We start from the raw sequence: 19,312 nt of genomic DNA, 5'->3' as shown, positions 1-19,312 counted from the left end.
CCACCACCCTGTTCCTGGCGGCCCGAGGCCGGCCGCTGCCAGCCCCATCACCCCGTTATCCGAGCTGTCGCAAATGCATCCTGGCGTCGATCGATCATTCCCCTAGGCAGCCGCGACACCTGACCACAACCAACACCCACCGAAAGGCACTGACATGACCAACGACCCCAATTGGAAGCTCCCCAGCGTTCCAACCTTCACGCTGTCCAGCCCAGACTTCACCGACGGTGGAGACTTGCCGCTCTGGGTGCGCGGCTCCGCAGCCGGCGGCAAAGACCGCTCCCCGGAACTCCACTGGCACGGCGCACCGTCCGGCACCAAGAGCTACGTGCTCACGGTATTCGACCCCGATGCCCCGAGCGGATCTGGGTTCTGGCACTGGACGCTCATTGACATCCCCAGCGACGTGACATTCCTGACTAGCGGTGCCGGCACCGATGACGCGCTGCTTCCCAAGGGTGCCGCTCGACGCCGAAACGAATACGGTACCGATCTCTTCATCGGCGCAGCCCCGCCCGCCGGCACCGGACCGCACCGGTATGTCTATACCCTGAGCGCTCTGGACATCGCCACGCTCGAGGTCGCTGCGGATGCAACACCCGCGATCATCGGCCTCAGGCTACGACCGCACATCATCGGACGTGCCCAGCTGATCGGAGTCACGCAGACCGTATAGGGATCCCCGAGTCGACGACGAAGCCGGAACTCTCGGCGCCCGTCTCGCCCCTGGGTGGATTCGTGAGCGGGCGAAGGCGCGTCGCGTCGCGCCGTATGTCCGGACGCCTCTAGCACTGAGGACTCTCGAAGATCGCCTTCCCAGACACTGATCCGGCGTGGCGTGATCACCAAGGTGTCCGCCTGGACACCTATGGGACAACTACGCACGGGAGGAGGCATCTTCGCGCGGAACCTGCACTGCACCTTCGACTACTCCGTTGGCGCACGAGTTGGCAGCAGCTAACTTGAGCCGCTTCGTATCAAGTTTGATTTGACGGATGCCGCGCCCCGGGCGTATGGTTGAGCCATCGCGACTCAACCTCACGTCGAGCCGCGAGCAGACTTCCCATCAACCCCGGGCGCCGGCATCCGTTCTGCGTCCATATGAAGGAGAGATACACATGGCACGTGCTGTTGGAATCGACCTCGGTACGACCAACTCGGTCGTGAGCGTCCTCGAGGGCGGCGAGCCGAAGGTCATCGCGAACGCCGAGGGCTTCCGCACCACCCCGTCGGTGGTCGCATTCACCAAGGACGGCGAGGTGCTCGTCGGCGAGACTGCCAAGCGCCAGGCCGTCACCAACGTCGACCGCACCGTCTCGTCGGTCAAGCGCCACATGGGCACCGACTGGACCTTCGACGTCGACGGCAAGAAGTGGACGCCGCAGGAGATCTCCGCGCGCATCCTGCAGAAGCTCAAGCGCGACGCCGAGCAGTACCTCGGCGACACGGTGACGGATGCCGTCATCACGGTCCCCGCGTACTTCAACGACGCCGAGCGGCAGGCCACCAAGGAGGCCGGCGAGATCGCGGGTCTCAACGTCCTGCGCATCATCAACGAGCCCACCGCGGCCGCCCTGGCCTACGGCCTCGACAAGGGCAAGGAGGACGAGCTCATCCTCGTCTTCGACCTCGGTGGCGGTACGTTCGACGTCTCGCTGCTCGAAGTGGGCAAGGACGACGACTTCTCGACCATCCAGGTGCGCTCGACCGCCGGCGACAACCGCCTCGGCGGCGACGACTGGGACCAGCGTCTCGTCGACCACTTCATCAAGCAGTTCAAGGACACCACCGGTGTCGACGTCTCGGGCGACAAGATCGCGCTGCAGCGCCTCAAGGAGGCCGCAGAGCAGGCGAAGAAGGAGCTGTCGAGCTCGACCTCGACCTCGGTCAACCTTCCCTACCTGTCGCTCACCGACTCGGGCCCGGTGTCGCTGTCGGAGACCATCACCCGCGCGAAGTTCGAGGACCTCACCAAGGACCTGCTCGACCGCACCAAGAAGCCCTTCGAGGACGTCATCCGCGAAGCCGGCATCAAGGTCGGCGACATCGACCACGTCGTGCTCGTCGGCGGCTCGACCCGCATGCCCGCGGTGTCGGAGCTCGTCCAGCGCGAGGCCGGCAAGGAGCCCAACAAGGGCGTGAACCCCGATGAGGTCGTCGCCGTGGGCGCGGCCCTCCAGGCCGGTGTCCTCAAGGGCGAGCGCAAGGACGTCCTCCTCATCGACGTGACCCCCCTGAGCCTCGGCATCGAGACCAAGGGCGGCATCATGACGAAGCTCATCGAGCGCAACACCGCCATCCCGACCAAGCGCAGCGAGACCTTCACGACCGCCGACGACAACCAGCCGTCGGTCGCGATCCAGGTCTTCCAGGGCGAGCGCGAGTTCACGCGCGACAACAAGCCGCTGGGCACGTTCGAGCTGACCGGCATCGCGCCGGCACCGCGCGGCATCCCGCAGGTCGAGGTGACCTTCGACATCGACGCGAACGGCATCGTCCACGTCTCCGCGAAGGACAAGGGCACCGGCAAGGAGCAGTCGATGACGATCACCGGCGGCTCGTCGCTGCCGAAGGACGACATCGAGCGCATGGTGCGCGAGGCCGAGGAGCACGCCGCCGAGGACAAGAAGCGCCGCGAGGCCGCCGAGGTGCGCAACCAGGCCGAGACGCTGTCGTACTCGATCGAGAAGCTCATCAAGGAGAACGACGACAAGCTTCCCGAGGACGTCAAGACGGAGGTCCAGGGCGACGTCGACGCACTCAAGACGGCGCTGGCAGGCGACGACGACGAGGCCGTGAAGACCGCGTTCGACAAGCTCAACCAGAGCCAGGGCAAGCTCGGCGAGGCGATCTACGCGTCCGGTCAGGCTGCGCAGTCGGCTCCGGATGCCGCAGCCGGCGAGCCCGCTGACGCCCAGGGTGCGCCGAGCGCCGACGAGGACGTCGTCGACGCCGAGGTCATCGACGAAGACGAAGAGAACCCTTCGGCAAGCTCAGGGGAGTCGAAGTAACCATGGCCGACAAGGACTTCGAGAACGAGGTCCCCGGTGGCGAGGACCCGGAAGCGCAGGCTTCCGGGTCCGACCCGCAGGAGGGCCAGGGTCCCGTCGGCGGCGCACCCTCGGAGGACGCCGCCGAAGCGGACGAGCTGACGGTGGACGACATCCTCGGCTCGGCGCAGAACGCCGACGCCGCGGCAGAGGATGCCGTGCTCGCCGACCTCGAGTCGGCGCTGCTGAACGACCTCAAGCGGCTGCAGGCGGAGTACGCCAACTACCGTCGCCGCACCGAGGAGCAGCGAGAGGTCGAGATCGAGCGCGCCCAGGGCGCGGTCGCCAAGGGCCTCCTCCCGGTGCTGGACGACCTGGACCGCGCGGAGAAGCACGGCGACCTCGAAGAGGGTTCCCCGTTCGCCGCCATCGCCGAGAAGCTGCGTGGCGTCGCCGAGCGCATGGGCCTGTCGACCTACGGTGCCGCGGGCGAGGCTTTCGACCCGCAGCAGCACGAGGCGATCTTCCAGGTGCCGACGCCCGGCGCGACCGAGCCGACGATCCTCGAGGTCGTCGAGACCGGCTACCGCCTCGGCTCGGTGGAGCTGCGTCCGGCGAAGGTCGTCGTCGCGGTTCCCGCCGACTAGCCCGAAGGAGCACCATGGCCAGTCAGGACTGGTTCGACAAGGACTTCTACTCGGTGCTCGGCGTCTCGAAGGACGTCAGCGAGGCTGACCTCAAGAAGACGTATCGCAAGCTCGCGCGGAAGTACCACCCCGACTCCAATCAGGGTGACGCCGCCGCCGAGGCGAAGTTCAAGGAGGTCAGCGAGGCGTACTCGGTGCTCTCCGATGCGGAGCAGCGCAAGGAGTACGACCAGATCCGTGCGATGGGCTCGGGTGCTCGTTTCACCGCGGGCGGCCAGGGCGGAGCCGGCGGTTTCGAAGACGTCTTCTCGATGTTCAATCAGGGCCGCGGCGCGCGGTACCAGAACGCCGAGGACTTCGACGACATCTTCGCCATGTTCAACCAGCAGCAGGGTGCCGGCTTCGGCTCCGGCCGGTTCGGGCAGTCGACGGGTGGCTTCCGCGGCTACGGCGGTCCGACCCGGGGTTCGGACGTCACAGCGCGCACGACGATCGACTTCGTGACCGCCACCAAGGGCGAGACGATCACGCTGCAGGGTGAGGACGGCAAGCCGTTCAAGGTGAAGATCCCCGCCGGCGTGTCCGATGGGCAGAAGATCCGGCTGCGCGGTCGCGGGCGGCCCTCGCCCGACGGCGGCGAGAACGGCGACATCGTCGTGCAGGTCGCCGTGCGGCCGCATCCGGTGTTCACCCGCGACGGGCTCAACCTCCGCGTGACGGTGCCGGTGACGTTCACCGAGGCGGCCCTGGGTGCCACCATCGAGGTGCCGACGCTCGGTGGCGACCCGGTTCGGCTGCGCGTCGCGCCGGGCACGCCGTCCGGCCGCGTGCTGCGGGTCAAGGGTCGCGGCGTCGAGACGTCGAAGGGCACCGGCGATCTCCTCGCCGAGGTCCAGGTCGCCGTGCCGTCGCACCTCGACGACGCCGCGCGCGAGGCGCTCGAACGCTTCCAGAGTCTGGAGCCGAAGGAGAACCCGCGCGCCGACATGATGGCGAAGGCGCGGGGCTAGACGAGATGACGATCGTCGAGCGAGCGAGGAAAGAGCGAGACGAGACGCCTCGGGACGACGCGCGTCGTCGGTTCGCGACATCTCGCCTCGCACGCTCGCTCGACGACCGGAATCGGGGTGATCGACATGGTTGAGCCGCACGACATCGACGAGGACGCCCCGATCTTCGCGATCGCCGTCGCCGCCGAGCTGTCGGGCATGCACCCGCAGACCCTCCGCCAGTACGACCGGCTGGGCCTCGTGGTGCCGGCCCGCACACAGGGGGGTTCGCGGCGATACTCGCTGCGGCACGTCGAGCAGCTTCGCGAGGTCGCGCGGATGTCGTCGGACGGCATCGGGCTGCCGGCCATCGTGAGGATCCTCGAACTCGAGAATCGCGTGCAGGAGCTGCACGGGCGGGTGCGCGACCTCGAAGACCGTATGCGCGCCGAGCTCGAGAAGCGCCCGGGTGCACGCGTCTTCGCCGCCGGCTCCACCGGCAACGTCGTGACCCTGCGGCACGGCACCCGCGTGCGACGCGCGACGGAGGTCGTCGTGTGGCGCCCCCGGACGCCGATCGCGCCCACGCGCGAGGACCGCGAGCAGCCTGCCGACGACTGACGCGGGCGCGCCGCGCTACGATCGCCGGTCGCGGGATCGGCTTCAGGCGATGGCGCCGGAAGCGCCCTCGGAGGCTCGGCCAGAACGAAACGCGCGGTGAAATCGATTTCGGTTTGGCTGCCCCCGAAATGAAGGCCGCGCGCCGACGTCGATCGGCGCAACCGGGCCGGTGATCGACTGCGTGGTCGGCGACCTCTGGCCGATGTCGTCGGGCCACGGAGCGACGTCGCCGACGGGCGACTGCGGTGGCACCACGCGGAGAACGGGCACGCGGGTCCTGCCGGGTCCTCGCGGAGAGCCCGTCACGGACGGTTGTGAAATCGATACAACCGCGGGCAGTAGTCGCCGAACACGCCCCAGGGGCGTGATTTCGCACCGCTCTGCGCCAGACGCCGTGAATGCGGCCGGCGGGGGCGGCATGCTCTTGCAGAATCGACCCTCGCTCCCGTTGCGCGTGAAATCGATTTCGTCTAGCCTGACCCGAGACGAGATCAGCGGCGATCCGCGCAGGCCGGCGGCCACCGCTCGATCGGTCCGACCGGGCTCCCCTGACCGGCCACAGCTGCGACTCACCGAAGAGTCGTGTTCCTGAGGAGGGACGAATGCACAAGAGAAACAGCAGGCTCTTGCTGGCCGTGGCGGCGGCGGCGACCGCAGGTATGGCGCTCGCCGGCTGCAGCGCCGGTGGCGGCGACAACAGCGATGACGGCGTGGCGACGATCCAGTTCTGGCACCGCACTTTCACTCCGGTCGAGAACGACTGGTACGCCGGCATAGTCAAGCAGTTCAACGAGTCCCAGGACGAGATCAAGGTGGTCGACACGGAGGTGCCTGCCGATGCGTGGGACCAGAAGATGAAGTCGGCGCAGGCGGCGGGGAAGGCCCCTGACATCTACACCTTCTCTGCCAGCATCACCGACGCGGTCAACGCCGGGCAGCTCCACGAGCTCAACGACCTCGTTCCTCAGGACAAGCTCGACGAGATCATCGAGCCGGCGCAGCCCATCTCGCAGCTCGACGGCAAGTACTACGCGTACCCGCTCCTGCTCGAGCCGCAGACGGTGCTGTTCTGGAACAAGGACCTGCTGTCGGCCGCCGGGCTGGACCCGGAGACCGGCCCGACCACGTGGGATGAGCTGTTGGACATGTGCGCGGCGATCAAGCCGACGCTGGCGGACGGGCAGTACTGCATCTCGCCGGCGAGCGACGCCGTGACCTTCGCGTGGTCGTCCGTCGGCCAGCAGTACAACTTCGCCGGTCACACCGCACTCAACGAGGATTGGACCGCGCCCGACATCGACGACGACGGCTACCGGCAGCTCATGGAGAACTACAAGACGCTGTGGGACGAGGGGTACATGGCCCAGCAGGCGCTCGACGTCTACGTCGGAGGCAAGGACTTCGGCGAGGAGAAGGTCGCCTTCAAGGTGTCGGGGTCGTGGATGATGTCGGAGATCGGCTCGGACTACGCGGATGTGCTGCCCAAGACGGGGATCGGCGCGTTCCCGAACTCGGCCGACGCCGACGGTCGCGGTGCGACGACGCTCGGCAACTTCCGCTGGGTCATCGACGCCAAGTCCAAGAACGCGCAGGCGGCGGCCGACTTCCTCACGTGGGCGCTCGCAGGCGACCCCGAGCTTCTCGTCCCCTTCTTCGTGGACACGCAGTTCACCAAGGTGCCGGTGCGCGAGTCGGTGCAGGAGGCCGTCTCGGCCGACGAGGCCAGCGCGGCCGCACCGTGGTCGTCGATCGTGATGAACGACATCGTGCCGAGCGCGATCCCCGAACCCACCTACCCCTGGGACGTGTCGCTCGCCGTCGGCACCGCGATGGAGTCGGTGATGAAGGGTGCGGCCTCGCCCGACGACGCCATCAAGACGGCGGAGGATGCCATCAACACGGTGATCCAGCGTGATGATTTGCCCAGCAAGGCGCCGACGTCTTAGCGAAGGATCGGATCCGGGGGTCGATGCCATCGGCCCCCGGACCTGTGCCCCGGCCCACAGCGAGGTGAGGAAATGACCGCGACGCAGACGATGATGACCGAGACGGAGACGATGGTGCTCCCCGGTCGCCGGCACGACAAGCACCGTCACAACAGATTCCGGTACCGCGACGGAAGGATCGCGTATCTGCTCATCCTTCCGGCGCTGGTCCTCCTCGGGATCTTCGTGGTCTGGCCGGCGGTCTACGCCGGATACCTCTCGTTCCAGGACTGGAGCTTCTACAAGGACCCCGAGTTCGTCGGATGGCGCAACTACACCAACGTCCTGAGCGACCCGCTGTTCTGGGAGTCGATCGGTCGCGGCTTCGTGTTCGTGGCCATGACGGTGCCGCCGATGCTGATCCTCGCGTTCTTCTTCTCGAGCCTCGTCGTCAGCGTGTCGCGCTGGTTCGCCGGTGTGCTGAAGGTGAGCATTTACATCCCGACGATCATCTCGGCGGTCATCACCTCGATCATCTTCGTGCTGATCTACAACTACTCGGGCGGCATCCTCAACGCGATGCTGGGCGGGTTCGGCATCGACCCCATCGCGTGGATCGGCGACCCCGCGTGGGCGCTGCTGGCCATCGCGATCCCCGCGATCTGGCTGGGGATCGGCCTCACCTCGCTGATCATGGTGGCGGCGATGATCGACATCCCGACCGAGTACTACGAAGCGGCGGCGATGGAGGGCGCCGACTGGTGGGAGAAGACGCGGTACATCACGCTGCCGCAGATGAAGAACGTCTTCCTGTACCTGCTCATCACCGGGTTCGTCGCAGCGATCCAGCAGTTCGAGCTGCCGCTCGTCATGACGGGCGGCGGGCCGCTCAACTCGACCACCTTGCCGAACCTGTTCATCTTCAACCACTTCCGCAACGACATCAACGTCGGCTACTCGATCGCGGCGGCGCTGCTGCTGTTCGTGGTGCTGGGCACGGTGTCGGCGCTGGTGTTCCGTTTCGTCAACTCCGAGAGGCTGGTGGACTGACGTGACCGCCGTTCAGCAAGCCGCCGTCGCGACGCCGGTCGTCCAGCGGCGTCCGCACCGCGACCTGACGTGGTGGTTCTACGCGATCGGCAAGGCGATCGTCGGGATCGTCTTCGTCGTCGCCGCGCTGTTCCCGCTGGCCTGGATGGTGATCGCCGGCTTCAAATCGAAGACCGAGGTGATCGAGACACCCTTCCAGTTCTTCCCCGAGGTGTGGCGCTGGGAGAACTACGCCCAGATCCTCGCCGATCCCACGTTCACCCGCACGATGCTGTGGACCTTCCTCGGCGCCGTGCTGTTCACGCTGCTCGCTCTCACGGTCAACTCGCTCGCCGCGTACGCCTTCGCCCGGCTTGACTTCCGGTTCAAGAGGACGCTCTGGGTGATCGTCATCACCACGATGTTCATCCCCGGCATGACGATCCTCCTGACGAGCTTCATCGTCGTGACCAACCTTCAGATGCTCGACACCCTGGCGGTGCTCGTGATCCCCGGTGCGGCCAGCGCCGGGATGATCTTCTTCATCCGGCAGTTCTACCTGAGCATCCCGTCCAGTCTCGAAGAGGCCGCCATGCTGGACGGCTGCGGGCGGATGCGGATCTTCACGAAGCTGTTCCTGCCACTGTCGAAGCCCCCGTTCGTGGTGATGGGCATCACCGCCTTCCTCGCGTACTGGAACTCCTACGTGTGGCCGATCATGACGATCACCACGCCCGACCAGTTCGTGGTGCAGCAGTACCTCGCGACCTTCCGCTCGGAGCGCAGCACCGAACTCGGACTGCTCATCGCAGGATCGGTCCTCGCCGCGGCGCCGGTGATCATCCTGTTCCTCGTCTTCCAGCGCCAGATCATCGGCAACATCAAGATGGCCGGCCTCAAGTAGGCCGACCGCGTCTGTGGAAAGGAGTCGCGAAGATGCGACGACTACGAACGAACACCGCCGTCATCGCCGCTGCCGGCACGCTGGTCATCGGGCTCGTCGCCTCGGGCGGCGCGACGGCGGCGCAAGCCCCGGCACCGGCGCCGACGGACGAGATCGCCGCGGCGTCGGCGTTCGCCGATCACTCGCCGGCGGTGGTCGTCGGCAAGATGACCGGTCCCAAGTCCACGAGCGCGACCGACACCGCCTGGCGGGTGACGGGCACCGATCTCGGCATCATGTGGGACAACGGCCAAGGCCAGATCCTCACCGCGTTCGGCGACACGTTCGGCGACTGGACTGGACCGGGCGGCGGCGGCGGCGACTGGCGCTCGAACGTGCTGCTGCGCAGCTCCGACGCCGACCTCTCCGACGGCATGACCTTCGATTCGGCGGTCGAGGACGCCCCCGGCCACGCGGGCGAACTCATTCCGTCGCTGAAGATCAACGGCCAGGAGATCACGACGATCCCCACCGCGGGCATCGCGGTCGGGTCCCGGCAGTATCTGGCGTTCATGTCGGTGCGGCAGTGGGGCGCTCCCGGCGCCTGGGACACGAACTACAGCCGCATCGCCTACTCCGACGACAACGGCGAGACATGGAACTCGACGGACGGCCCGCAGTGGACGAACACGCCGGACGGACAGCATCCGTTCCAGATGGTCGCTTTCGAGCGCCACGACGGCTATGTCTACATGTTCGGCACACCCAACGGCCGCTTCGGCGCTGCGCACGTCGCGCGGGTGCCCGAGACGGCGATGCTCGATAAGTCGGCCTACTCGTACTGGAACGGGTCGACGTGGGTTCTCGGCGACGACACCGCCGCCGTCGCCTTCGTGCCGCCGAACGTCGCCGAGCTGTCGGTGCAGTACAGCGAGCACACCGGCGGCTGGCTCATGACGTATCTCGACGAGAACCTCGATCTCGTGCTGCGGACCTCGCCCTCGCCCGAGGGCCCGTGGAGCGATCGGCAGCGACTCGCGAGCTTCGCAGACTTCCCCGGGCTCTACGGCGGCTACATGCATCCGTGGTCGGAGGACGGCGAGCTCTACTTCTCGCTGTCCCAGTGGGAGCCGTACAACACCTACCTGTTGCGCGCCGAGATCGATGAGAACGGCACCGTCGTGAACCCGAACCTGATCCAGGACCCCGGTTTCGAGCGCGCCGTCGACGGCTCCATGCCTGCGCCCTGGGCGTGCACGGGCAGCTGCGGCATCGATATCAACCACACGTGGGCCCACGGCGGCACGAAGCAGGGCTGGATGCGGTTCAACGCCGGCTGGATCGACGTCCACCAGGACGTCGCGGTCGAGCCGAACACGACCTATACCCTCACCGGCTTCGTTGTGACCGGCGGCACGCCCGCCCAGGGAGCACTCGGCGTCCGTGAGCTCGGCGCCGGCGGAGCGACCATCGGGGAGACTACATTCGACGCGGTCGGTGCTTACACGCGATTCGCGGTGACCTTCCACAGCGGCGACCGCACACAAGTGCAGGCGTTCGTCGGCACGCACCTGAACGGCGACCGGTGGGTGCAGTTCGACGACCTCTCGCTCGTGAAGGCCGAAGAGCAGCTGCCGGGGCTCTCGGTCTTCGTGAGCTCCGAGCCCGCGGCCGGAACGAAGGTCGTGCGTGACGACGTCGTGACCTACACGGTGACCGCTTCGACCGACAGCGCGACGGCCGAGGGCGTCGCGCTCGCCGTGGACCTCGCGGGCCTCGTGGATGATGCGACGTTGGATGCCGCGTCCCTGGCGTCGTCGATCGGCACACCGGTGCTCGACGGTTCGACGCTGCGGTGGCTGGGTGACATCCCGGCGGGTGAGACCCTCGAGCTGTCGTTCGCGGCGACGGTCCGCAGGGACTCGTCGCGCACCGACTCGCAGCTCGTCGTGACCACCACGGCGAGCGGCGACCGTGCGATCCTCACCTCGTGCGACGGCTGCGCGCTGACGCTCACCGCCGTCCACTACGACCCGCGTCCGCCGCGGCCGGAGTTCCCTGACAAGCCCGGCAAGCCGGACAAGCCCGGGAAGCCCGGAAAGCCGGGCAAGCCCTGACGTCGCGCCGTCGCGCCGTCGCGCTCGCCGCCGGTCCGCAGGACGGGCGGCGCGCGCGATCCGCCGTGGGACGCGGGCTAGCGGCTCGCGTGCAGGCGGTCCAGGAGGAAGGCGTGCGTCTCGGCATCCGCTGCGGCGATGAGACCGTGGTCGCCCGTGTGCAGCTCGTCGCCGGCGAGGTTGGTGACGACCGCGCCCGCCGCGCGGCAGAGCGCGATCCCGGCCGTCCAGTGCACGCTGCCCTGCAGATCGCCCCCGGTGAGGTAGCCCGCCTGCTGACCGGTGGCGACCCAGGCGAGAGCCAGCGTGGTGGACAGGATGCGAGGGCTGAAGCGCGCACGGAAGAGTTCGTCCGACAGTACGCGGGTGCCGCTGTCATCGGGGTAGCTGCTCTCCAGGTTGACGGTGACCAGCCGTGAAGAGGAAGACGGTTCCAGACGGCGGTCGGCGCCGGCTTCCGTAGCCGTCGTCGCGGCACGATGCCAGGCGGCGTGCCCGTCGGTCCAGAACACCTCGCCGGCTGCGGGATCGGCGACCGCGGCGGCGGTGGTCATGTCGTCGACGTCGAGCGCCACGTTGACGGCGAAGAGGGGGATGCCCGCAGCGAAGTTGAGGGTGCCGCAGATCGGATCGACCAGCCATCTGCGGCGCCCGTCGCCGCTCGATCCGAGCTCCTCGCCGACGATCGCATCGCCGGGACGCAGCTCGGCGAGCACGTCACGGATGGTGCGCTCCGTCTCGACGTCGGCCTCCGTGGTGAAGTCCAGACCTCGATCGGCGGTACGCCGGCTTCCGGTGTTGTAGCGCGCCCGCGCAACGGCGGCGCCGGCCGACGCCGCGCGCACCGCCACCTCGGCGTCGGCAACGGGATCGGCAGCGGTCGCGCGAGGGTGCACCATGCTGCCAGTCAATCAGCCCGCGAGCCGGTCCTTCGGCGGGGCGGCCCGGCGAGCTCGGGACGGGTTCCGTTCACGGATGCCGGGCGCCTAGGCTGTCGCGGTGAGCGACGCACTGGACGAAGGGCCGTTCTACCACGGCACGAAGGCCGACCTCCAGGTCGGCGACCTGCTGACGCCGGGCTTCCGGTCGAACTACCGGCCCGAGGTGATCATGAACCACATCTACTTCACTGCTCTGCGCGATGGCGCGGGGCTGGCGGCGGAGCTTGCGGGCGGGGACGGCGCGCCGCGCGTCTACGCCGTCGAGCCGACCGGACCGTTCGAGAACGACCCGAACGTGACCGATAAGAAGTTCCCCGGCAACCCCACGCGCTCGTACCGGAGCGACGCGCCGCTGCGGGTCGTCGGGGAAGTCACGGACTGGACGCGGCTGACGCCCGAGGCGCTGCAGACCTGGCACGAGCGTCTCGCCGCGCTGCGCGCGGACGAGCGCGGCGAGATCATCAACTGACGCCGGCGTGTGCCGTCTCAGTCCTGGGGTGCGCGCGGCGGCGTCGCACCGATGTCGGGCACCGGCGCGGTGCCTAGGTGCACCTCCATGTCGTCGGCGGTCGGCGTCCGGGGCCGGCGAGCGGTGGGCCGGTCGAGATAGAACATCGCGGTCGAGGCGATGTCGTCGCGCAGGGGGAGGTATCGCCACCCGCTGCGCCACCCGAGCGCCTGGATGTCGACCTTGGGGATGCCGCGCGAGAAGTGGATCGGATCCGGCAGGTGCCAGCGGTACATGCCGAAGCGCTGCTGGCTGACATAGAGGCCGTCTGGGCGGAGCACCTGCGGCATGCCGAGGTAGGGGGTCGAGAACTCGGTGTATCCCTTGCCGGGGATGTCGAAGTTCCAGGCGCCGCCGAAGTAGTCCTCGGTGCCGGTGCCGCAGATGGTCGGGTAGTCGGTGTCGTCATCGAGGTAGAACTTGATCTCGCCCTCGCCCCACCAGCCGTTGGAGTTGACGCCCCACGCGATGTAGGTGCCGACGTACTGGCCCTGGCCCTCGATGCCCTCCAGGATCGTGTGGGGGACGAGCTCCTCCAGTGGGTTCGATCGGCGCCATTGCGCGTGGAAGTAGCCGTCGGCCGAGTAGTCGCCGCCGATCTCGTAGGTGACCTGGTAGTACACGCGGACGTCGACGACCGACGTGTTCTCGATGGTGAGCCGCGCGCCGTCGCGGAAAGGCATCGGCCAGTAGGAGTTGAAGCCGCCGTGAGGGTTGGCGGCGATCGCTGCCGAGTTCACCTGGGTGAACGCGCCCCAGCCGTTGCAGAAGAAGTCGCCGTACGGCACCTCGACGGCGGGTTCCTCGGCGCCGTCCCAGTATGCGCGCAGCAGGAGCGTGCGCCAGTTGTCGGTGTGCGTCGTGATCCAGATGTGGGTGATCCGCCCCGGGCCGTCGATGGTGGCGAGGTCGAAGGTCTCGCCCGCCTTGATGTCGACGCTCGGGGAGATCTTCCAGCCGGGGCCGAGGTCGCGGGCGCAGGATGCCCCCGTGCCCTCGGTCGCGCGGCCGCCCCCGCCGGGCGAGCCGTCGAAGTTCTCGGGCGAGATGGACCGCGTCTGCACCGACCGCAGCGAGGCGATCGACGAGAGTGCGGGGGAGGGGAACTGGGGTGCGTTCATCGGTCGGCACGTCCTCGTGTCGGTGCGCCCGACGGGGCGCGATGGTGCGAGCAGATGGCGGACATTCTGGAATCGATTTCAACACTGTATGGTGGGCTCACCGGCATGTCAACGCGCGTCGGCGCAGGGGGAAGCGGGGAGCCGTGGCAACGATCTACGAGGTCGCCAAGCTCGCCGGCGTGTCGCCGGCGACGGTCTCCCGCGTCTTCAACGGCATGGGCGTGTCGGACGAGAAGACGCTGGCGGTGCGCGACGCGGCCCGCCAGTTGAAGTTCACGCCGAATCGCACGGCGCGCACCCTCCGCAGGCAGGCGTCCGAGGTGATCGCTCTGGTGATCCCGGACATCGAGAACCCCTACTTCACCGAGATGGCGCGCGGAGTCGAGGATGTCGCCTCTCAAGCCGGCTACTCGGTGGTGCTGTGCAACACCGATGCTCAGATGGAGAAGGAGGCCATCTACCTCCAGATCGCGATCTCCGAGCACATGGCCGGCGTGATCCTGGCGGCGGCGTCCGATCACACGAATCTCGACGAGCTCATGGCCACCGGCCGCCCGGTCGTGGCCGTCGACCGGGGGACGGGCTACGACATCGACGGTGTGGTCATGGCGAACCGCACTGCCGGGCAGGCGGCCACGGAGAATCTCGTGCAGGCCGGCTACCGGCGGATCGCCTGCATCACCGGCCCGCAGCACATCGAGACCGCCTATGAGCGCGCGCAGGGTTGGCGCGCCGTCCTGGCGCGTCATTTCCCGGACGCCGACCTGGACGAGCTGCTGAGGTACTCGACGTTCCGCGTCGACGGGGGACGCGAGGTCATGGAGGAGCTGCTCGCACTCCCTGATCCGCCGGACGCCGTGGTCGCGGGCAACAACCTGCTCGGGGTCGGAGCGATTCAGGTGCTGACCGAGCACGGACTCACCCCGCCCAAGATCGGTGTCGCCGTCGTCGGTTCGCTGCCCTTCACGACCCTCACCCCGACCGCCGTCACCGTCGTGCGACTGCCGGCGCGGCACATGGGAGTGACGGCGGCGAAGATGCTGCTCGAGCGCATCAATGGCGATGACCAGCCCGCGCGCACCGTCGTCCTGCGCAATGAGGTCCAGCCGGCTCGCGCGTCCGTGCGCGGCTGACGAGACAGCTCGGTTTCACGTTGGAGTCGATTTCGATCGGTTGATCATGAAATCGATTTCGTCTACAGTTGACGCGTTCGCAGACCTGAACGACGCCTGAGCACACTGCCGTGATCGAGGAGGATCCGATGATCGGCCGACCGGAGAAGCGCCGCCGCGCACGGGGGATCCCGCACACCGCGGAGCGGGCCGCATTCCCCCTCGGCGGCGTCGGCACCGGCAACGTCTCGATCGGCGCCCGTGGCGAGCTTCGCGACTGGGAGCTCGAGAACCTGCCCGACAAGGGCCGCGTGAATCCGTACTCGTTCTTCGCGATCCACGCGGCGCCCGAGAACGCCGAGCCGGTCACGCGCGTCCTGGAAGCCCGGCTCACCGGTCGCCGCGATCTCGATGCGGGCTACCCGTTCGAGCGGCAGGCCGGCCTTCCTCGCCTGCGGTCGGCGACCATGCACGGCGAATACCCCGTCCTCGACATCGACTTCGAGGATGACGTGCTCCCCGTCGACGTGTCGCTGCGGGCATTCACGCCGCTGGTGCCGCTCGACCCGGACGCCTCCGGCATCCCGGCAGCCGTGCTGCGCTACCGCGTGGCGAATCCCGGCGCCGGCCGCGTGCGGGTCACCGTCGTCGGCAGCGTCAGCCACACGGCCGGGCGGGGGGACGGCCCGTTCGGCATGCGCGCTCGGCAGACGGTGCAGTGGCGGGAGGAGGGCGACATCCGGGGACTCGACTTCGGCATCGACCTTCCCGCGGACGACCTCGGCTACGGCACCCTGAGTCTCACGACGACGGATGCCGCCACCACGGCGAAGCCCCAGTGGGTCACCGGGTTCTGGCCCGACGGTCCTCGTCTGTTCTGGAACGACCTTTCTGCGGACGGACTCCTCGAACCAGAGCCCCGCCTCACGCTCGAGGATCGGCCGCGCGGACTGTTCGCAGACTCCGCGTCCCCCGGCGAGCCGGACGACACTCAGCGGCCGGGGGCGGCCATGAGCGAGGACGAGCTCTTCGAACTGCTGCCACGACTGCGCACGGGATCCCTCGGCATCGTGCATGAGCTCGACCCGGGCGAGGCGCGCGACTTCGAGTTCGTGCTCGCCTGGAGCTTTCCGAATCGTCACCGGTCGTGGCGCGGGCACATCGTCGCCGACGGCCGCGCAGACGAGGGCGTCGTGCGCAACCGGTACGCGACGCTATGGCCCGATGCGTGGGCTGCTGCATCCCATCTGCATCGTGAGCTGCCCGCACTCGAGGCGACCACGCTGGCGTTCGTCGACGCCCTCTATGGCGGAAGCCTGGACCCGGTCGTCGCCGAGGCGGTCGGAGCGAACATCGCTGCGGTCCGGTCGACGACAGCCTTCGTCGTCGAGTCGCCGAACCCCGAACTGGGGAAAGGGCCGGTGTTCGCCGCGTGGGAGGGATCGTTCGATCACGGCGGTTCGTGCGAGGGCACCTGCACCCACGTCTGGTCGTACGCGCAGACGGCGGCGTGGCTCTTCCCCTCGCTCGAGCGCAGTGCCCGCAGAGTCGAGTTCCTGCTCGAGACCGACGAGGACGGCGCGCAGAAGTTCCGCGGCAACCGCATCTTCGGTGGCCCCGCCTGGTTCATGGGTCCGGCGGTCGACGGGCAGCTCGGCACCTTCCTGCGGCTGCACCGCGAGTGGCGGTTCTCGGGCGACGACGACTTCCTCGTCGAACTCTGGCCGGCGGCGGTGCGCACGCTCGAGCACGCGATCCACCGCTGGGACCGCGACGGCGACGGCCTGCTCGACGGCGAGCTGCACAACACCTACGACATCGAGTTCTTCGGGATCGACCCGCTCGCCAACGGCATGTTCGCGGCGGCGCTGCGCGCGGGGGCGCGCATGGCTGCGCACCTGGGCGACAGCGAACGCGCAGCCGACTGGCTCGACCGCGCCGACCGCGTGGCGGCGGGCATGGACGAGCGATTGTGGAACGGCGAGTACTACCGGCAGGTGATCGACGATGTCGACGCGCATCGGTACCAGTACGGCGACGGCGTGCTGTCGGACCAGCTGCTCGGACAGTTCCACGCGTGGATCAACGGCCTCGGCGACCTCCTGCCCCGCGACCGGCTGCGCAGCGCGCTCGGCGCGATCGTGACGCACAACCACCGCTCCGACCTCACCGCGCAGGAGAGCACGCAACGGGTGTACGCCGTCAACGAGGAGGGCGGGCTGCTGCTGGCCTCCTGGCCGCGCGGCGGCGGGCCGGCCATCCCGTTCGTCTACTCCGACGAGGTCTGGACGGGTGTCGAGCACCAGGTCGCGGCATCCCTCGTCTATGCGGGGCTGGCGGACGAGGCCCTCGAGGTCGAGCGCACGCTTCGCGCCCGCTACGGCGGAGAGACGCGCAATCCCTGGAACGAGATCGAGTGCGGCAACCACTACGCGCGCTCCCTCGCGTCGTGGGCGCTGCTGCTCGCCTTCAGCGGCGTGCAGTGGGATGCTCCCGCGCGCACGCTCTCGTTCGACCCGGCCGGCGATGGTGCCTTTCGCAGCCTCTTCACCACCGGCGGCGCGTGGGGTCGTGTGGAGATCGACGGTGGCGAGATCACACTCCACATCGACGGCGGCACGCTGAGCCTCGATCGCCTGGTGCTCCGCGGCCAGCCCGTCTCTCTGGCCGACCGCCAGCCCCTCACCCTTGCGGCCGGCGACAGTGTCACCGCGCTCTCGGCCGTCGCTCTCGAATCGCCCTCACCACAGGAGACCCCATGACCGGCTACCGCCTTCCCGCCGTCCGCGAGCGCCTCACAGCACCGCCGAAGACGGCCTACCTCGTCGCCTCGGGCGATCTGCGCGAGTCGGCGAACGCCGCCGGCTGGGCGACGCAGGTCGCGCTCGAAGCCGGCGTGACGGGTGTTCTCAACGAGCTCGGCTGGCGGGTGATCCGCGCCAACGACGTCGATCCCGAGACCGGCCACGGGTTCATCTCGAGTCAGCGCATGGGCCTGGAGGTCTTCCAGGGCATTCCCGCCGATGCGCCGCTCATCGTGGCCGAGGCGGTGTGGCAGTACTCGCATCACGTGCTCGCCGGCCTGCGCACGCACGAAGGGCCGATCCTCACCGTCGCGAACTTCGCCGGCGACTGGCCGGGACTGGTGGGTCTCCTCGGGCTCAACGCCGGCATGACGAAGATGGGCAAGGACTACGCCTCGATCTGGTCGGTCGACTTCACCGACGAATGGTTCAAGGCCGGAATCAAGGAGTGGACCGAGACCGGCCGCATCACCCACGATGCATCCCATGTGCGCGCGCTTCCGGAGCTCCCCGGGACGCCCGAGGTCGAGCTCGGCCGGGCGCTCGGCGACCAGCTGCTCGCCGAGAAGGCCCTCATCGGCGTGTTCGACGAGGGCTGCATGGGCATGTACAACGCGATCTTCGACGACGAGCTGCTGAACCCCACGGGCATCTACAAGGAGCGCCTGTCGCAGTCAGCGCTGTATGCGGAGATGCTGACCGTGACGGATGCCGAGGCCGACGCCGCTCGCGACTGGCTGACCGATCGCGGCATGACGTTCCGCTTCGGCACCGACGAGGCGACCGAGCTCACCGAGACGCAGGTGCGCTGGCAGATGAAGATGTACGTCGCGGCGCTGCGGATCGCGGACGATTTCGGACTGGACGCCGTCGGCATCCAGTACCAGCAGGGCCTCAAGGATCTGGTGCCGGCATCCGATCTCGCCGAGGGGGTCCTCAATTCGACCGAGCGCCCGCCGGTGCTCTCGCGCGACGGCTCGCGAGAGCTGTTCGCGGGCCGCGCTCTCCCGCACTTCAACGAGGCCGACGAGGGTGTGGCGGTCGACGCGCTCGTCACCGACCGCGTGTGGACGGCGATGGGCCTCGTGCCCGACAACACGCTGCATGACGTGCGCTGGGGGGAGGACTTCGACGGCCGGTTCGTGTGGGTCTACGAGATCTCCGGCTCGGTGCCGGCGTCGCATCTCGGTGGCTGGGACAAGGCCGAGGGCTGGCGCCAGGGACCCGTCTTCTTCCCCGCGGGAGGGTCGACGATCAACGGCGTCTCGAAGCCGGGCGAGGTCGTGATCTCGCGCGTCTTCATCGCCGAGGGCGTTCTGCAGGCCGACATCTTCCGCGGCACCGTGGTCGAGCTGCCGGAGGAGGAGACGCAGCGTCGAAAGGATGCGACCAACCCGGAGTGGCCCATCGCCCACGTGGTGCTGCACGACGTCACGCGCGACCAGTTCATGGCCCGCCACAAGGCCAACCATGCACAGCTCGTCTACGCACCCGATGCCGAGACCGCGGATCGTGCGCTCGTGGCGAAGGCCGCGATGCTCGACCGCATGGGCATCAAGGTGAACCTGGTGGGCCGCGTCAACGGGCTTTGATCCGCCTGACCCAGGAGGAGAAGCGGACGCCCG

The 19,312-nt window shown here is 68.4% G+C and carries 15 protein-coding genes; 13 read left to right on the top strand and 2 right to left on the bottom strand.

The window, feature by feature from the left end:
* Positions 1–154: 154 nt before the first annotated feature.
* From NCG93_RS12255 to NCG93_RS12215, 9 genes are all read left to right on the top strand, one after another.
* The gene (locus tag NCG93_RS12255; RefSeq protein ID WP_194412356.1) at positions 155–676 is read left to right on the top strand and encodes a YbhB/YbcL family Raf kinase inhibitor-like protein; all 522 of its coding nucleotides are present in this window, start codon (positions 155–157) and stop codon (positions 674–676) included.
* A gap of 442 nt (positions 677–1,118) precedes the next feature.
* A complete protein-coding gene (gene dnaK, locus NCG93_RS12250; RefSeq protein ID WP_194412357.1) occupies positions 1,119–3,011 on the top strand; it encodes a molecular chaperone DnaK in 1,893 nt (630 codons plus the stop codon).
* A gap of 2 nt (positions 3,012–3,013) precedes the next feature.
* Positions 3,014–3,637, top strand: coding sequence for a nucleotide exchange factor GrpE (locus NCG93_RS12245; protein WP_194412358.1), 624 nt, complete (start codon positions 3,014–3,016; stop codon positions 3,635–3,637).
* A gap of 14 nt (positions 3,638–3,651) precedes the next feature.
* Positions 3,652–4,647, top strand: coding sequence for a DnaJ C-terminal domain-containing protein (locus NCG93_RS12240; protein ID WP_194412359.1), 996 nt, complete (start codon positions 3,652–3,654; stop codon positions 4,645–4,647).
* Positions 4,648–4,773: 126 nt separating this feature from the next.
* A complete protein-coding gene (locus NCG93_RS12235) occupies positions 4,774–5,247 on the top strand; it encodes a heat shock protein transcriptional repressor HspR (RefSeq protein ID WP_194413708.1) in 474 nt (157 codons plus the stop codon).
* Positions 5,248–5,849: 602 nt separating this feature from the next.
* Entirely contained in the window at positions 5,850–7,193 is a 1,344-nt protein-coding gene (locus NCG93_RS12230) for an extracellular solute-binding protein (RefSeq protein ID WP_241741557.1), read from the top strand.
* A gap of 72 nt (positions 7,194–7,265) precedes the next feature.
* On the top strand, positions 7,266–8,222 hold the full coding sequence (locus tag NCG93_RS12225) for a carbohydrate ABC transporter permease (RefSeq protein ID WP_241741558.1): 957 nt from the start codon (positions 7,266–7,268) through the stop codon (positions 8,220–8,222).
* 1 nt (position 8,223) lies between these two features.
* Positions 8,224–9,105 (top strand): carbohydrate ABC transporter permease, encoded by an 882-nt coding sequence (locus tag NCG93_RS12220; protein ID WP_194412360.1) that lies wholly within the window; start codon positions 8,224–8,226, stop codon positions 9,103–9,105.
* A gap of 32 nt (positions 9,106–9,137) precedes the next feature.
* Positions 9,138–11,201, top strand: a complete 2,064-nt coding sequence (locus NCG93_RS12215; protein WP_194412361.1) for a glycoside hydrolase family 183 protein — start codon at positions 9,138–9,140, stop codon at positions 11,199–11,201.
* Between the two features lie 77 nt (positions 11,202–11,278).
* Here the strand turns inward: NCG93_RS12215 and NCG93_RS12210 are convergent, their stop codons facing one another.
* Positions 11,279–12,100, bottom strand: a complete 822-nt coding sequence (locus NCG93_RS12210) for an inositol monophosphatase family protein (protein ID WP_194412362.1) — start codon at positions 12,098–12,100, stop codon at positions 11,279–11,281.
* A 100-nt stretch (positions 12,101–12,200) separates the two neighbouring features.
* Here NCG93_RS12210 and arr point away from each other — a divergent pair, with 100 nt between their 5' ends.
* A complete protein-coding gene (gene arr / locus NCG93_RS12205; RefSeq protein ID WP_194412363.1) occupies positions 12,201–12,611 on the top strand; it encodes an NAD(+)--rifampin ADP-ribosyltransferase in 411 nt (136 codons plus the stop codon).
* Between the two features lie 17 nt (positions 12,612–12,628).
* Here arr and NCG93_RS12200 read toward each other — a convergent pair whose 3' ends face one another.
* On the bottom strand, positions 12,629–13,771 hold the full coding sequence (locus NCG93_RS12200; RefSeq protein ID WP_194412364.1) for a glycoside hydrolase family 172 protein: 1,143 nt from the start codon (positions 13,769–13,771) through the stop codon (positions 12,629–12,631).
* A gap of 143 nt (positions 13,772–13,914) precedes the next feature.
* Here NCG93_RS12200 and NCG93_RS12195 point away from each other — a divergent pair, with 143 nt between their 5' ends.
* The 3 genes from NCG93_RS12195 to NCG93_RS12185 all read left to right on the top strand — a co-directional run bounded on the left by NCG93_RS12195 (position 13,915) and on the right by NCG93_RS12185 (position 19,279).
* Positions 13,915–14,904 (top strand): LacI family DNA-binding transcriptional regulator, encoded by a 990-nt coding sequence (locus NCG93_RS12195; RefSeq protein ID WP_194412365.1) that lies wholly within the window; start codon positions 13,915–13,917, stop codon positions 14,902–14,904.
* A 128-nt stretch (positions 14,905–15,032) separates the two neighbouring features.
* Entirely contained in the window at positions 15,033–17,645 is a 2,613-nt protein-coding gene (locus NCG93_RS12190; protein ID WP_194412366.1) for a GH116 family glycosyl hydrolase, read from the top strand.
* The gene (locus NCG93_RS12185; RefSeq protein ID WP_194412367.1) at positions 17,642–19,279 is read left to right on the top strand and encodes a fucose isomerase; all 1,638 of its coding nucleotides are present in this window, start codon (positions 17,642–17,644) and stop codon (positions 19,277–19,279) included. Before NCG93_RS12190 ends, NCG93_RS12185 begins: the two co-directional genes overlap by 4 nt.
* Positions 19,280–19,312: the final 33 nt, after the last annotated feature.

It is taken from the genome of Microbacterium yannicii (assembly GCF_024055635.1).
In the GTDB taxonomy this organism is placed as follows: domain Bacteria; phylum Actinomycetota; class Actinomycetes; order Actinomycetales; family Microbacteriaceae; genus Microbacterium; species Microbacterium yannicii.
The sequence above is the reverse complement of the archived record's forward strand: the minus strand, read 5'-3'. Positions and strand labels throughout refer to the sequence as shown.

Coding starts and splice junctions, on each gene's coding strand:
- NCG93_RS12255 (WP_194412356.1), top strand. CDS start 155: ATGACCAACGACCCCAATTGGAAGCTCCCCAGCGTTCCAACCTTCACG.
- dnaK (WP_194412357.1), top strand. CDS start 1,119: ATGGCACGTGCTGTTGGAATCGACCTCGGTACGACCAACTCGGTCGTG.
- NCG93_RS12245 (WP_194412358.1), top strand. CDS start 3,014: ATGGCCGACAAGGACTTCGAGAACGAGGTCCCCGGTGGCGAGGACCCG.
- NCG93_RS12240 (WP_194412359.1), top strand. CDS start 3,652: ATGGCCAGTCAGGACTGGTTCGACAAGGACTTCTACTCGGTGCTCGGC.
- NCG93_RS12235 (WP_194413708.1), top strand. CDS start 4,774: ATGGTTGAGCCGCACGACATCGACGAGGACGCCCCGATCTTCGCGATC.
- NCG93_RS12230 (WP_241741557.1), top strand. CDS start 5,850: ATGCACAAGAGAAACAGCAGGCTCTTGCTGGCCGTGGCGGCGGCGGCG.
- NCG93_RS12225 (WP_241741558.1), top strand. CDS start 7,266: ATGACCGCGACGCAGACGATGATGACCGAGACGGAGACGATGGTGCTC.
- NCG93_RS12215 (WP_194412361.1), top strand. CDS start 9,138: ATGCGACGACTACGAACGAACACCGCCGTCATCGCCGCTGCCGGCACG.
- NCG93_RS12210 (WP_194412362.1), bottom strand. CDS start 12,100: ATGGTGCACCCTCGCGCGACCGCTGCCGATCCCGTTGCCGACGCCGAG.
- NCG93_RS12200 (WP_194412364.1), bottom strand. CDS start 13,771: ATGAACGCACCCCAGTTCCCCTCCCCCGCACTCTCGTCGATCGCCTCG.
- NCG93_RS12190 (WP_194412366.1), top strand. CDS start 15,033: ATGATCGGCCGACCGGAGAAGCGCCGCCGCGCACGGGGGATCCCGCAC.
- NCG93_RS12185 (WP_194412367.1), top strand. CDS start 17,642: ATGACCGGCTACCGCCTTCCCGCCGTCCGCGAGCGCCTCACAGCACCG.